Origin of the sequence: Desulfosalsimonas propionicica (assembly GCF_013761005.1) — a bacterium.
In the GTDB taxonomy this organism is placed as follows: Bacteria; Desulfobacterota; Desulfobacteria; order Desulfobacterales; family Desulfosalsimonadaceae; genus Desulfosalsimonas; species Desulfosalsimonas propionicica.
The window spans coordinates 600,966-615,423 of the sequence record NZ_JACDUS010000001.1; the positions used below are offsets into that span (position 1 = coordinate 600,966).

Annotated in this window: 15 protein-coding genes; 3 read left to right on the plus strand and 12 right to left on the minus strand. The window is 57.3% G+C overall.

What is annotated here, in order from left to right; translation table 11 throughout:
* Positions 1–81 precede the first annotated feature (81 nt).
* From HNR65_RS02550 to HNR65_RS02560, 3 genes are all read left to right on the plus strand, one after another.
* On the plus strand, positions 82–396 hold the full coding sequence (locus HNR65_RS02550) for a hypothetical protein (RefSeq protein ID WP_181549863.1): 315 nt from the start codon (positions 82–84) through the stop codon (positions 394–396).
* Positions 393–974: an HDIG domain-containing metalloprotein gene (locus tag HNR65_RS02555; protein ID WP_181549864.1), complete on the plus strand. Its 582-nt coding sequence runs from the start codon at positions 393–395 to the stop codon at positions 972–974. Before HNR65_RS02550 ends, HNR65_RS02555 begins: the two co-directional genes overlap by 4 nt.
* A 61-nt stretch (positions 975–1,035) precedes the next feature.
* Entirely contained in the window at positions 1,036–1,509 is a 474-nt protein-coding gene (locus HNR65_RS02560) for a hypothetical protein (protein WP_220128257.1), read from the plus strand.
* A 160-nt stretch (positions 1,510–1,669) separates the two neighbouring features.
* On the opposite strand, the gene HNR65_RS02565 is transcribed toward HNR65_RS02560, so the two are convergent.
* From HNR65_RS02565 to HNR65_RS02620, 12 genes are all read right to left on the minus strand, one after another.
* Entirely contained in the window at positions 1,670–2,356 is a 687-nt protein-coding gene (locus tag HNR65_RS02565; protein WP_181549865.1) for a GntR family transcriptional regulator, read from the minus strand.
* A gap of 54 nt (positions 2,357–2,410) precedes the next feature.
* Entirely contained in the window at positions 2,411–3,223 is an 813-nt protein-coding gene (locus HNR65_RS02570) for an acyl-CoA dehydratase activase (protein WP_181549866.1), read from the minus strand.
* A gap of 19 nt (positions 3,224–3,242) precedes the next feature.
* Entirely contained in the window at positions 3,243–4,649 is a 1,407-nt protein-coding gene (locus HNR65_RS02575) for a 2-hydroxyacyl-CoA dehydratase subunit D (RefSeq protein WP_232364615.1), read from the minus strand.
* Between the two features lie 8 nt (positions 4,650–4,657).
* The gene (locus HNR65_RS02580) at positions 4,658–5,782 is read right to left on the minus strand and encodes a 2-hydroxyacyl-CoA dehydratase subunit D (RefSeq protein ID WP_181549867.1); all 1,125 of its coding nucleotides are present in this window, start codon (positions 5,780–5,782) and stop codon (positions 4,658–4,660) included.
* A 21-nt stretch (positions 5,783–5,803) separates the two neighbouring features.
* Entirely contained in the window at positions 5,804–6,571 is a 768-nt protein-coding gene (locus HNR65_RS02585) for a nucleotide-binding protein (RefSeq protein ID WP_181549868.1), read from the minus strand.
* A gap of 5 nt (positions 6,572–6,576) precedes the next feature.
* The gene (locus HNR65_RS02590) at positions 6,577–7,323 is read right to left on the minus strand and encodes a hypothetical protein (protein ID WP_181549869.1); all 747 of its coding nucleotides are present in this window, start codon (positions 7,321–7,323) and stop codon (positions 6,577–6,579) included.
* Between the two features lie 12 nt (positions 7,324–7,335).
* A complete protein-coding gene (locus HNR65_RS02595) occupies positions 7,336–8,112 on the minus strand; it encodes an acyl-CoA dehydratase activase (RefSeq protein WP_181549870.1) in 777 nt (258 codons plus the stop codon).
* Positions 8,113–8,161: 49 nt separating this feature from the next.
* On the minus strand, positions 8,162–8,944 hold the full coding sequence (locus tag HNR65_RS02600; protein ID WP_181549871.1) for an acyl-CoA dehydratase activase: 783 nt from the start codon (positions 8,942–8,944) through the stop codon (positions 8,162–8,164).
* Entirely contained in the window at positions 8,941–10,341 is a 1,401-nt protein-coding gene (locus tag HNR65_RS02605; protein WP_181549872.1) for a 2-hydroxyacyl-CoA dehydratase subunit D, read from the minus strand. Before HNR65_RS02605 ends, HNR65_RS02600 begins: the two co-directional genes overlap by 4 nt.
* A gap of 162 nt (positions 10,342–10,503) precedes the next feature.
* On the minus strand, positions 10,504–11,640 hold the full coding sequence (locus HNR65_RS02610; RefSeq protein WP_181549873.1) for a 2-hydroxyacyl-CoA dehydratase subunit D: 1,137 nt from the start codon (positions 11,638–11,640) through the stop codon (positions 10,504–10,506).
* A complete protein-coding gene (locus tag HNR65_RS02615) occupies positions 11,637–13,085 on the minus strand; it encodes a hypothetical protein (protein ID WP_181549874.1) in 1,449 nt (482 codons plus the stop codon). The genes HNR65_RS02610 and HNR65_RS02615 overlap by 4 nt, the downstream gene beginning before the upstream one ends.
* A gap of 10 nt (positions 13,086–13,095) precedes the next feature.
* Complete coding sequence (locus HNR65_RS02620; RefSeq protein ID WP_181549875.1) at positions 13,096–14,382, minus strand: GMC family oxidoreductase N-terminal domain-containing protein; 1,287 nt, start codon at positions 14,380–14,382, stop codon at positions 13,096–13,098.
* Positions 14,383–14,458: the final 76 nt, after the last annotated feature.

The window sequence follows — 14,458 nt, forward strand, 5'->3', positions numbered from 1 at the left end:
CAATTTCTGAAACGTTACGGTTTGGTGCCATAAAATTGTATTGTATACTATGGTATCAAAGATTTAAACTGTAAATAAAATATGAGTGCAATGTTATCCATGGCTGAAAACGATTCCGTTGAAGACAGAATTTTCCACCCGGCGGCGGTCGAATGCCACAGCGGATACAAGGCCTGTGAAAGACCCCTGGCCTTTACCTGCCAGGGGAGGCGGCGGGAAATATCCGAAATCCTGGACCGCTGGTATGAAGGCGGTCTGGCCGCAGATAAGCCGGTGGTCAATTATTTTAAGGTCAAAACCGGGCAGGGCCGTGTTTTTATCCTTCGGTATGCGGCCGAATCAGATGCGTGGTCGGTCCGGCGTATGGATCCACTGACAATGGAGGACAAGTTATGAGTTCATCTCTGCCGTCAAGAGACAGTGCATGGGAACTGCTGACACGATACAACCACAGCAGCGGCCTGATTGCCCATGCACTGGCCGTTGAATCGGTCATGCGGCATTTTGCGGAAAAATTCGGAAAAGACCCGGATCAGTGGGGGATCATCGGTTTGGTGCATGACCTGGATTATGAACAGTACCCGGACCAGCACTGCCGTAAAACAGAGGAGATTCTCCGCGCAGAGGGCTGGCCGGAAGAATATATCCGGGCGGTGGTCAGCCACGGCTACGGCATTGTAAATGAGATCCAGCCGGAGACGCTTCTTGAAAAAACCCTTTATACCATTGACGAACTGACCGGGCTGGTGGCGGCAGCCGCCCTTGTGCGCCCCTCCAAAAGCATCCTGGACATGAAAGCCAAGTCGGTCAAAAAGAAGTGGAAGGACAAGCGGTTTGCCGCCGGGGTGAACCGGGAGATTATCGAACAGGGCTGCCAGTGGCTCGAAATGGACCTCTCCGGGGTGATTGCCGAAACCATTGAAGGCATGAAACCGGTGGCAGAAGAAATCGGGCTGAAAGGCAATCCGGATTAGACCCCAATGCCGGTCTGAAAGAAAGGTGTCGGCACATGGAAAAGCGGACCAGGATTATTGTTTGCTTGATGATCTTTATTTTGCCAATGGTGTGGCCTTGTCCCAAAACCAAGACTTTGTTTTGATAAATGAGACCTACCGCTACCGGATCATCCGCTACTGGTTAAAAGGCCCGCGGGCCGGAACGCAGGAAATCTTCATGGATAATCTGCCGGGATTTCCGGATAATATTTCAGGCAACCAAAAGGGAACATTCTGGCTGGCGCTTTTTACGGTCAGAAACAAAATCCTGGACGCAATTCATCCGCACCCTTTTTTAAAGGCGCAACTGGCCAAACTGCCCAGGGCTGTGTGGCCTTCGCCAAAGCCATACGGACTGGTTCTGGCGCTAAATCAACAGGGAGAGATCACCCAAAGCCTGCATGACCCAACCGGCAGACACCTGCAGGAAATCACCTCCGCCCGGCAATACGGGGGATATCTTTACCTGGGCAGCCTGCATAACGACCGGATCGGAAAATACAAACTGCCTTGATGCCCGCTACCCGGCCTGCCCCCAAAATTGCCAGCCAGGCCTGTATCATCCGGAATGAACAGCCAGTAAACCGGATGCCGGAAAGGCTTGAGGCGCTTTGCGGAAAGTTCATTGGCGGCGCCGGGTTCTGGCGGTTGTTATTCGTCAAAACAAGGGAGTCTCAATGTCTGCTCAGATGGTCGTCGAACAGGATCGCTGCGGCATTGTTTTCAAGGGCAAAAGCCCGCATCCGCATAATGTAATCGCGAACGGTCTTTTCCGCCATTTCAGGGTTTCGCTGCTGCACGTAATTGTTGCCGGTGATTACGGTGTCGGCGTTTGTTTTGATGGTATCGCCCATTGCCAGGAAAGAGGCGTAGATGATCCGCCGGAGATTGGGCAGCAGTTCCGTGATCATCTGCTCGAGCAGCTGATTTTTGGCGGCTTTCAGGCACGCCATGCAGAAGTCCAATACGGCCGTGTAGTACCCGTCCAGATCGCCGTTGTTTGCGCAGGTCCAGCTTCTTTTGGCCGCCTCGTCGATAACAGCCAGTTCTTCATCAATGCCGTTTACCGGGCATTTGCTGCCGACAAGCCCCAGCAGTTCGGCCAGCACGTCGCAGAGGTCACAAATAAATGTTTCTGAAATCACCGTTACCCGTGCGCCGCGGCGCGGGATGAGCTCCACCACCAGGTTGTTTTCAAGAATACGCAATGCTTCCCGCACCGGGCTTCTGCTTACGCCCAGCTCTTCGGCCACAGCCGCTTCCCGGATCCGCTGGCCGGGTTTTATCTCCAGGCGAATGATTCTGTCCTCGAGGTAGGCGGCAATCTGTTCGGCAAGGCCGCTGGATACGCTGAAATCCATGGTCTGCTTCCCTCTCTGCCCGTTAAACGTTGAAAATTCATTTGATAAGCGGCCTTATGCCGTTTGCACCGGCTGGCCGGCGTTCTTTCGCTGTGCGGCCACCGCTGCCCCGAGCGCGCCCATTAGCTGGGGATCAACCGACAGCGGCGTCACCGGCATCCGCAGCTTTTTCCCCAGCGCCTGCAGCAGTCCTTTGTTTTTCGAGCACCCCCCGGTGACGGCCACATTCGGTATTATACCGACTTTTTTTAATAGAATGAAGCTTCTTTTGGCCACCGCCGCCTGAATGCCGGCGGCGATGTCCGCCGGAGGTGTCTTTTTGGCCAGAAGACTGATGACTTCGGTTTCAGCAAACACGCTGCACTGGGCGGTTATCGGCACCACCCGCTGCGCTTTCAGGGAAATATCCGAAAATTCCGACAGGCTCATCCGAAAGGTCCGGCTCATCATTTCCAGAAACCGTCCCGTGCCTGCGGCGCATTTATCGTTCATGACAAAATCCAGTACAGCGCCGTCCGGGTTGAGAGATATCCCCTTTACATCCTGGCCGCCGATATCCACGATGGTGCGGACCGACGGATCGCAGAAATGCACGCCCAGTGCGTGACAACTGATTTCCGATATGTTTTCATCGGCAAAAGGGATTTCGTTTCTGCCGTAACCGGTGCCCACAAGGCCGCTCAGGTCTGAAATGCCCCCCAGCGCGGGCACCTGCTGGCAGGCCTTGTTCAAAACAATGGTGGCGGTTTCCTCGGGGTCGAGTTCCGAAGGGACGATGGCCGTGGCGACAATTTTGTTTTCCTCCAGGATGACGGCTTTTCCGGTGGTGGAGCCCACGTCGCAGCCGGCAGCGTATCGATGTGCCATGGGGATCTCCTGTAAAGGGTTAAATATCCTGTCGTTTTGCCTGCATAATGTTTTCCATGAAATGATTGACCTGTTCAATGATGGCCTCCCGGGATACGACCCGGGGATCGGACAGATCGTAGTTGATGATCAGCAGGCGAAGACCGGCCTCCCGGCATTTTTCCCGCAATATGCCGTTCATGGCCTGGGTGTTTTTGCACCCGATGTGGCCGGCCACCCACAGCATATCAATGCCAAAATGCTTGTGGATGTAAAAAATGTCGTCGAGGTAATTGTCGGCCGGGCCCCGGGTATGCCGGGCCATGGGGCCGTTCATGATGTTGCGGCCGATGCCCTCGAGCATGGTGTCCCGGGTGGTGGTGGTGTCAATGTAGGGCAGCCGGTTGAAGCTCATGCTGTCCATGATCAGCGAGACGCCGTATGCCTTTTCCGCCCAGTTGAACAGATCGATGAAATGCAGCAGCGGCGGGTTCCACAGCAGCGCCCGGTATTTTTCCGGCCTGACCACGGGGGGTTCCGCTTCAAGGTTTTTTCGGCCGAGGTCCACGATGCGTCGGATCGTCCGGGTCGCGTCCGGGTGGCCGGGAAAGAGGTTGAAATACCACAGATGGGTGAGATACATCGCCTCAGCGGCCAGCGGCGCCGGGCGGACCCGGAGCATTTCCCACAATTCCAGTTCCGCTTCCACCATCCGGTTGCGTTCCTCGCAGATTTCCCGGAGCCGGTCCCAGTCCATGCGGCCGGGTGTATGGGCTTCCAGCCATTGAATCATGCGCTTTAGCTCTTCACGAAAATAAACCAGGGCTTTTGGCGTGTTCACATCAAAGGGGATGTCCAGCCGGAAGGTGGGAAGTTGCAGCAGGTTCTCCATCACCGTGTACGAACTCATTCCCCCGTCGCACGGCAGGTTCGAGGTGACAATGGCCTTTGCCGGCGGCACCTCCCCCTTCATGAAAAGTCCCATGGTGCTCTTGGGAAGGCTGCAGATATCCGGCGGAATCCCCTGATTTTCCGAGGCATCAATATAATCCTCCATCACATGGGGATCGATCATGGGGAGCATGATGCCGTTTAGCTCGGCCATGAAGGGCGCCAGCCCCATGGCATGAAATATTTCCGGCGGGACCATGTCCTGGTTGATGATGACCCGGTCCGGATAACGCAAAACCGGGCCGAGCATATTGGTATAGCCGGCAACGGCACCGTTGATCACCATGGCGGTGGCTTTATGGTAGGCCGGGGGGCGGCCTGTGCATAATTTTTTATGTAACCGGTTTGCCTTGAGCAGCGTAACCATCCAGGGGTATTGAAAAAGCAGCCGGAGCATTTTCACCGGGCCGACTTTTAACATCAGCACCAGTATGTGCCGCCATGTCATCAGTCTGAAGCGATAGTCCGTCCAGTAATATCCAATTGCTTGTTTCATATTTGTTTTTATTTTCCCATACTTTCTATAAATGCCTGAACCCGGGTTTTGAGCTGGCCTTCGCCGGTTGCGCTGTATTCTCGTTCAAGGTTGAGAACCGGTATGCCCGCGGCCTTGATCCGCCCGGCCATGGCGGCGGCCTCAATCCCCCATATGTCGCAGAACTTGATGTGTTCGAGAATCACGCCGTCCGCGTTGTATGCGGATGCGCCTGCCAGAATGGCATCCACGCGGTCGTTGAAATTTTCCATCATCCGGGGGCAGGCCGTCCTGCCCAGATAATGGGCAGCAATGGCGTCCAGGGGCGAACCGTTCATGGAGATGGGCGTGAGCCCGGGTATGGAACCGGTGCAGAAATGATCTGCGACAACAAGACCGCCCACCGATTCAATGGCCTGGATATACGCGGGCTCATTGATCTGCCCGCCGGCGACCAGCAGCCTGGCGCGGTAATCGCGATACAACGCCTTTTGAGAAAGGGCGTCCCTGAATCGGCGCACGGGATCCATTAATAGTGTTTTGGGCGATGTTTGTGCGGCCATCATGAGGGCGTGAAATTCCGACCCGGAAATCGGCGGATGAGGTGCTTTTCTCAGATCGCCGATTTCGGAGACCAGGGCAGCGAATTCATTGTGGTCCCGGATGGCATGGGCCAGGGCCGTTTCACTGAAGTCTGCATGAAAATGGCCGGCCAGCTTCCTTGTCAGTTCCCCGAGTTCGTCGGTGTACCAGGCCAGCGCGGCATCGCCGATGCGGTGGGGCACATCCAGTATATGAATGAAGTCCGGCTGCAACAGGTAATCCAGGTTGTCGCAAAGCCGGCGCAGGTGATCGCAGCTCGCCGCAAACACCCATCCTTCAAGAAATTCGTATTGGTCGTCCAGTGCGAATTCCAGAAGGCTGCGAATATAGGAGCAGGTCACACCGGACAGGTAGATATCTGCCATTTCAGTGCCGTATACCCCGGGTGCATGGACCCGGACCGGCACCAGATCGCCCACTGAGAGCAGCACCTCCGGGACGTAGCTGCACGTATAGCCCACGGGAATTCTGCCGTTTTCCATGGCCTTTGCCAGCAGGTCGCTGCAGGGCGACTGCACAAGGTTTTCAAAATAGGCCGGGGTGATCTGCATTAATGTTGCCTTACCAGGGTACTAATTTGTTAAAAACCGGTAAACCGCTTCTTCCGGAAACGGTATCCGCCTGTCGGCAATATCCGGAAACGGCTTTCCGTCCCTGTCCAGATCCCGGATAAGCGCGTTTTCCCCCATCCATCCGATCGCGGAAAGCCGGGTCTGCGCATAAAGGGCGTCTGCTTCCGCCGCGTCCTGCAGCCGGTTAAAGAAAACCCCGGTTTTTTTCAGGCCGGGTTTGTTTTTTGCCACCTGGTCAATGGTGGCCGCCACATTCCTGCCCTTGGCTGATGCATCGGATACGAGCAAAAGGTGGGTCACCATGTCCATGACGCGCCGGTCGATCTGTTCCACGCCGGCTTCCCCGTCAATGACCACCATATGGAAATTCCGCGCGATGCCCTTGATGATGTCCCGCAGCAGGCTGTTTACCTGGCAGTAGCATCCGTCGCCTTCCGGTCTTCCAATGGCGAGAAATGCCATGTTTTCGGTCTCCGCCATGGCATTGAGCATTTCGTAATCCAGTCGCCGGATCAGTTCTTCCTTGCCTGCGGTCTTTCCTTTTTCAACGTCTGCGATAAACGCGTTGCGGATTTCGTCCACGGTTTTGTGTACAGGCACCCCGAGAGGGTAGGAAAGGCCGATGGCCGGGTCCGCATCAATGGCAAGGATGCGCTTTGCCGAGTCCTTTAAAAGCATACGCGTCAGCAGTGCGCTGATGCTGGTTTTCCCCACGCCGCCCTTGCCGCAGACGGCGATGATAACCGGCGATTGGCTTGTTTCTGTCATCCGGGTCAATCCTTTTGCGCCATTAATTTTTCCCGCATGCCCCGAAGCTCTTCGGCTTCGTCGCAGACTTCCTGATATTCGCAGCTGTCGCAGTCAAAATCCATTTCCTGGTGCATCTTTGTCATGGCGTTGATATACTGCATGAACCGGTCGGCCATGGGTTTGAGCTGCCGGACATGATCCGGGGAGGCCGTGACAAAGATGATTTCCGCGGCATTGACATAGTCGTGTGCATAGAGTTTTTCGAGCATGGCGCTGCCCAGAACATTGAAATTCAGGCCGTTTTCTGCCGCCTTGCGGCTGATCCGGCTCCATTCGCGCATGTACTGGGAGACCGCCCGAATCATGTAGCCTTTCAGAGAGACATCAAAGCGGCTAAGATCCATTTCCCGGAATCGCTCATAGCCGTTTTCTTCGGTAAACCCGGCGCCGTGAACCAGCACCACCTTGCCGAAGGGCAGGCGGACGTCGGCGGCTTCCGTTATGTCCGGGCCCACAAGCGTGATCCGGCCGTCATGAACCCGGCCGGCATCGGCCGTCCACGCCAGAAAGCACACGGATTCGTCTTTCGGGCTGCCCAGCTCCACCCTGGTATCGGATTGAAACACGATGTCCCGGTCTCCGGCTGGCGGCCATGAAGGACAATCCAATGCCCGGACGGTTCGGACGGGAATTCCGCCGCCGGCTTGCTGATCAGACCATTTAGCGATGAGCTGCTGCGTATCCGCGATAATGGTGTCAAAGAGCTGCATGATTTGGCTGCCTCATCTCTTTTGACCGGCGATCAGGGCCGCGCCCAGCGCGCCGTTGATCTGCGGATCGATGCCGTCAAGGGCGATCAGCGGTTTTTTCAGGGCCGCGGCAAGGGCTGCAAACAGGCCCGGGTTCTTGGCCACCCCGCCGGTCATGACAATGGCGTCTTCCACGCCGATACTCAGGGCCATGGCGGCCACCCGGCCGGCCATGGCGTTGTGAAGCCCCCTGATGATGTCGGGCACTTCCCTGCCGTCGTTGATCAGGGACACCACCTCGGTTTCTGCGAAAATCACGCACTGGTTTGAGATCACCACCTTTTCGGCTGCTTGTTCGGAAAGGGTGCCCATGTCTTCAAGGGCAACGCCCAGGGCCTCGGCCATGACCTCCAGAAACCGTCCCGTGCCCGAGGCGCACTTGTCGTTGTACAGGTACCGGGTGACCGCGCCGGTATCATCGATGCGGATGGCCTTGGCGTCCTGTCCGCCGATATCGATGACGGTCCGGGTTTCCGGCCGGCTCCAGACCGCGCCTTTTGCGTGACACAGGATTTCCGATTCCCGGTGATCGGCAAAGGCAATCATCTCCTTGCCATAGCCCGTGGCAACGATGGCGGCAATGTCCTGCCTTCTTCTCCCGGCTGTCTCAAGGGCCATGGTCAGCACTTGCGCGGCCGAATCAGCGGGCGATATGCCGGCCGGGATAACGGCCCACCCCGCAATGGTGTTGTCGTCCATGATAACGGCTTTTGCCGAAAGGGACCCGATGTCGCATCCCGCTGTAATCATATGCCGGACCTCCTGATGCGTTGATTGAAACGATATCGGACGGTTACTCTCATCTGCGGTTTTCCGCGGCAAACAGGGCCGCGCCGATGGCGCCGGCGATCTGCGGGTCGGCTTTTCTGGCCCGCTTGATCTTCCGGCCCAGGAGTTTTTCAAGATCGCTGACAACACCGATGTTTTTGGCCACCCCGCCGGTCATGCAGATGTCGGGTTCCACGCCCACGCTGTTGGCCAGGATGGCCGCCCGTTTTGCCATGGCGTTGTTCACCCCGGCCCCGATATCCGGCACCTTGCGGCCGGAGTTCAGAAACCGGATGATGTCGGCCTGGGCCCAGACCGTGCAGGTGGAGGCCAGTGTCACGGGAGCACTGGCGCGGGCGGAGAGTTTGCCCATTTCTTCTAAGGAGATCTGAAGCAGGCGGGCCATGACTTCCAGAAACCGCCCGGTGCCGGATGCGCACTTGTCGTTGGCCACGAACTTGAGGACCTCGCCGTTTTTGTCCAGCCGCAGGGCCTTGCAGTCCTGTCCCCCGATATCAATGACGGTGGTGGCCGTTGGCACGAGCCACCGCGCGCCTTTGCCGTGGCAGGCGATCTCCGAGACCGCCTTGTCAACAAAGGAAATCTGTTTCCGGCCGTAGCCGGTGCCCACGCAGTATGAAATATCGGCCATGGAAAGCCCCCCCTTTTCCAGGGCTGCTGCCATGACCGCTGATGCCGATTGTTCCGGTTTGCCTGCCGAGCGCCGGAGCGCCCAGCTTTTGATCCGGCCGTTATTCATGATGACGGCCTTGGATGTGAGCGAGCCCACATCGCATCCCGCAACCATGCTCATAATAACCCCCTGATGGTGAAGAATTCTTCCAGTCTTGCCGCCGTGGATTCCCAGGACTCCACCCGTTCGTCAAATGCATCCCCGTACATGATGTGGGTGGGATACCCCGCCTTTTCCAGATCGCCGGCAAGCAGCTTGACATTGGACCAGGTGTTCCGGCATCCCGGCGTGCCGTTGTAAATCAGACAGTCGGCCTTATAGATCCTGGCCAGGGCCAGGGACTCTTCCTTCCACATGTTGGGCCGGTCGTAGGGGCCGCGGATGGAGCGCACCATGGGCATGCGGGAATTGATCATCGCGATGCTGTCGATCATGGTGTCCAGGTCGGTGGTGTCGATGCTGTAGGCCGCGTCTTCCATGCCTTTCATGTAGGGCTGGTCGTCTTTGAACGAACGGCTGAGAATGCTTCCGATGTGGCTGATTCCGTGACGGTCCAGCCAGTCCCAGAGACTCAGGTTCAGGGTGTAATGATCAATGTAAAAGAAAAACGCCCGTTTTTTTTCAATGCCCGAGGTGATGCCGGACCGGCCGTTTTGCGCGTTGTCCCTGACCACTTCGGCCATGTCGGTCAGCAGTTCGGTGTATTCGGGCATACCGGCAAAGAAAAACCGGCCGCCGTAGATGACGAAGTTGTATGTCACGGGCAGGGGGTTGGGCACCAGCCGCTGGAGTTCCTCGATTTCGGCGACAATGGCCTCCTGTCTTGCGGTTTCATCCAGCACCGCCCGCAGCCGGTCCGGGTCAAGCGTGGTCCCTGTATGGGATTCCAGAAACCTGATCAGCTCCCTGAAGTCGTCCCGGTGGTATTGATTGGCGGGGTTGTCGGTCAGGCCCGACGGATAGTTCAGCGAATAGAATGGCTTGTCCAGGTATTTCTGGGCAAACGCGAATGCGTTGGCATTGGTGTCGCAGACCCCGGCAGTGTTGGTGACGATAAGATCGATCTCTTCGCCCAGGCCGGCCAGGTATGCGCCCAGGCAGCCGCGCTGGGACGAACACGAGGTCTCGGTAAATCCCAGCTCCACGCAATAGTCCATGTAGTCCGTTGTGCCCCGTTTCCAAAGTGCCGAGCCGAGCACGGTCATTACCTCCAGGGTAACGGGCACGATATCCATGGCATAGAAGATGGAAGGCGAAAAGCAGAACGTGGTCATGACGATCTTTTTGCCCTTCTCGTGGGCGGTAACAATATTGTCCAGGTATTGCTCGATCCGTTTCAGGTAGGAAATGCCCGGCTTGCCCATGTTGATGAACACTTCCGCGGTTTTCCTGAAATAGGGAATGTAGCTCATCATTTTCCGGGTCTCTTTTTCCGAGCCGTCCGCCAGTTTTCCGGCGGCCTGAATGGCGCGCCAGAGCATCCAGTCATAATTGTATTGGTATATTTCAGGTCTCATGCCTTGCCTCCCGGGTTATGATAGTGCCTGAACGAAAACCGTCTTTTTCGCCAATATCTGTGTCAGGCTCAAATTTTAATCCTCAGAATACTTCAGTATGCCTGCGGTTAAAATTTTCGCCTTCCTTGATCTTAACAAAAAATCCTGGTTTTCGTTCGGGCACTATGATAGCTGTTCCAGAAATGCCTCGATGCGCATTTTCATTCTGCCGGTTTCGGTCAGCGGCCCGTATTCGCGCTCCAGCTTCAGGCAGGGAATGCCCATGGCCTCGAAGTCCTTTTCGATCAGACTGTTTTCCGACCCGTGCATGTCGCAGAACCGGATGTTCTGGAGAATCACCCCTTCGGCGCCGGTGCGCGCGGCTTTTTCGCGAAGGTTGGCAAAACGCTGATCATAGGCCCCGAACATCCGCGGACAGACCGAATTGGACAGATACCCCCCGGCCAGCGCATCCACGGGATCGCCGTCCGTGCGCACCATGTCGGCCGCGCTGCGGATGCCAAAGCAGATATTATCCGCCACCACAACTGCGCCGGCGTCCTCTATCAGCCCGACCAGGTCCGTGTCATCGTTGATGCTGCCGGTGACCAGGATGCGCTTGCGTCCGTTTGCGGGTTCCGGCGCAGCGGCCCTGAGCTCATGCACTAATGCTTCCAGGTGCTCGTTGAAGCGCTGCCGGGGCATGACAGTGCCGGCCACTGCCACGGTGAACGCATCAGTGCCGGAAATCACCACATCTTCTGCCGCGCGAAGGGATTCCATCTCCAGCAGCAGCTCCCGGCCGCGGTTATAGCAAGAAATGGCCGACTTGAGATTCTCGTCTGTGATGAGCACACCGTAATGGTTGCTTACCGCCGTGATCAGCCGGCGGATTTCGTCCTTGAACCAGGCCAGGGCGTGGGGCTCGGTTTTGTGGGGCACGTCAAAGTAATGGAAAAATTCAGGCAGCGCATCCGGGTAATCTTTTCCGGCCATGCGCCAGCATTCGTCCAGGCGGCGCATGGCGTCGCATCCCGTGGAGATTACCGCGCCGCTTAAAAATCCGTATTTTCCCTGGCCGGCAAGCTGCAGCAGGCATTTGGGAAATGTACAGACATACGGGCCGTAATAGGCATCCCCGATCTCCATGGTTTCGGTTTCAATGCCCCGGAGCCGGTAGGGCAGGATCCCGGCGGCGTGAAAGATTTCCGGCGGCATGAAAGAGCAGGTATAGCCGGCGATCTGCCCGCCGCCGGCGAACCATTCCGCTGCATGCGGGTTATAGATACGGGCGGCGGCTTCCCGGAAGGGGGTTATCATGAGGGCACCTCCTGCGGGTAAAGAAAGGAAAGTATGGCATCACGTGCTGCCGCTGCACTTTCGTCCGTCTCATCGCCTTCGGGCATGAGCCATTGGCAGCCGGTCTGTATCAGATGGGGCAGGACAGCCCGGCCCAGGGGTTTGATGATATCCCCGATATCCCGGGTCATGCCTTCGACAGCATCTTCGATTTCAGACAGGTCCAGGCCGTTTACGATCTGGGCCGCAACCGAGGGCAGCACCGCCGGGTTCAGGTCCCGGATGCGGTTTATCAGCAGAAAGACGAGGTTAACGATTTCTGCGGCTTCGCCGGCATCCAGCTGGGACAGGCTCTGGCAATACGCGTTTGTGAATTCCTCTGCCGGCATGTCTGCCAGCATGGCGGCATTGCGAGCCCTTGTTTTAATGGCGGCATTCCAGCCGGCGTGGCGGCTGCGCAGGGATTCGTACACCAGGTCGGGATTGGCCTCGAGCGTGTCGGTCAGTGACGCGGCCAGTGTTTCCCTGCCGCCGGCCAGGGCGGTTTTTGCCTGAAACAGGGTTTTGCCGCCAACCGCGGTGACCACCGTTGTCAGAAAATCATGAAGGTCCCGGGAAAATCCCGTCACTCCCCCGTCGCCGGTCAGGGCGCTGCCGGTATGGATTTTTCTCCCGAGCTCGGCGAGTTCGTTGATGGTGCGCCCGATTTTTTCGCCGTCCATCTCCCGGAAGCAGGAAAGCACCACATCCGCGACCAGGTCCGGCGGAAGCCGGTTAAACCGGCCGAGGCTTTCGTTGACCGCTTCCAGCAGCATATTGGCCAGGGAGGGCAGAAACGAGACGAGCAGCACCACTTTTGCGGGATACCGCCAGAGCAGGTCGTTGACCATGGCGGCCAGCGGCCCCGCGGAACCGGCCGCGGCGTCAAGGAACTCCTTGAGTTCGCCGAAGTCGGTGTCCTCGATCCATTTCCGGATGCCCGGTTCAAGGCTCCGGGCCAGGAAATCGGGTGATTCGGACTGAACCTCGGCCAGCACTTTTGCCCAGGTGGTGATCACCGTCGCAGACCGGCCGCTGGAAACGGCCGACAGGATGGCCGAAAGGGTCTTTTCCCGTTGATCCGGGGGCAGTTCGGCCAGGGTTTCCCCGGTTTTTGCGGCGATTTGGCCTGCCGTGTCCAGCACCCCCGGCAGCATATCCGTAAGGGTGTCCAGATGACGCGGATCCGAAAACAGTTCTGCCAGCTCCTTGCGCTTCTGATCGTCTCCGGGCCGGGCCAGTCCCTTTTGAATGTTGCGGGCCAATGCCTTGGCGATGTGTTTCCGGGTGAACCGGTCTCCGGCCCAGAGGTTGAGCACTTCCGGCACGGCATCGGCGATAATGGTCCGGACTTCCCGCGTGCGCAGTATTTCGGACAACAGGGCGGCAGCTGCCGCGCGCCCGTTATTCTCCGTGGGCTTTGTCATTAGGGCCTCCTTATTGGCTGATATGCCTGGCAAGGCGTTTTCCCAGGGAAATAAGGGTAAACGTGGGCGGCAGGCCCCAGGCTTCGGGGATTACGGAACAGTCGCAGACATACAGGTTTTCGTATTCGGTTTCCAGGTTGGCGTCGATGATGTCGCCCACCTTGACTGTGCCGCCGGGATGCGCGGCGATATACCAGCTTTTGAAAATATTTTTCGCGCCCGCGTTTTTCAGGATATGTTTCGCCCGGTCATAACCGTGCAGCAGTTTGCGCCTGTCGTTGTCCGCCAGTTTTTTGCGCACGCCTTCTTTGTCCGTGATTCGGCCGCCGAGGCTGTCTTTGGCCTTGATCATGATCTGAAGGGTCTTGCCGTGGGACAGCAGCTTGTGGAACCGGAACACCTCGGCTGCAAACAGCATGTAAAGACTGCGGGGCACCACCATGTCGGTCATGACATAGCCGTCTTCTTCCATCAGAGCCCCCGTGGCCATGGGAATCTCTTTGCCGCCTTTGATGTCGCTTGCCGTGCCCATGACCGCGATCAGGGGATCGTAAAAGAAATCGTAACCCGCCCCGGCAATGCCGCTTTTTCTGAGAATGGCGGGAGAACCGATGCCGCCGGCGGACAAAACCACCCTGGGCGCATATGCAGTATGGGATTTTCCCCACCGGGTGTATTCCACGCCCGCGGCTTTATTGTTTTCCGTGATAACCCGGGATACCCTTGCCCTGTTGACAAGGGTGGCGCCGTTTTCGCATGCGTCATCCACAAACATCCGGGCGTTCCACTTGGCGCCGTAAGGACAGCCGTAATTGCAGCGCCAGCAGCCGGCCCGGCACTTGTCCTGGTAGATAAACTTGGGCAGCTTGTGCCAGTCATAGCCCAGTTCCCTGGCGCTGTTCATGATGTGCCTGGCCATGGGCCCCACCAGCTCGTCTTTCAGAGGCTGGGTGGGCAGCTCCGCCCGGACTTCGTCAACCTCGGCGCTGATGTCTATGCCGTGGGATTTAAGCATTTCTACCGGCGGATCAAATGCCGTGCCGTAATACAGCATGGAACTGCCGCCGGTGGTGATTCCGCGCACCATGGACAGCATGTTGTTGGTCACCAGCAGGCTTCGGCCGGGAATGCCGCCCGTGAAGATTGCCTGCCAGTTGGTGCCCATGACCCGCCAGTTATCCCCCCGTTCCAGGATCAAAACCGATTGGTTTCTGGCTGCCAGTTCTTTGGCCACAGTGGCGCCGCCGGGCCCGGAACCAACCACGATCACGTCGAAATGATTGCGTTTTGTTTCCACGGTAAGACTCCTTTGACCTAAATTGAGCGTTTCAGATTTTTAAAAGCAGGATTTTGTAAAGGATTATACCAATTTG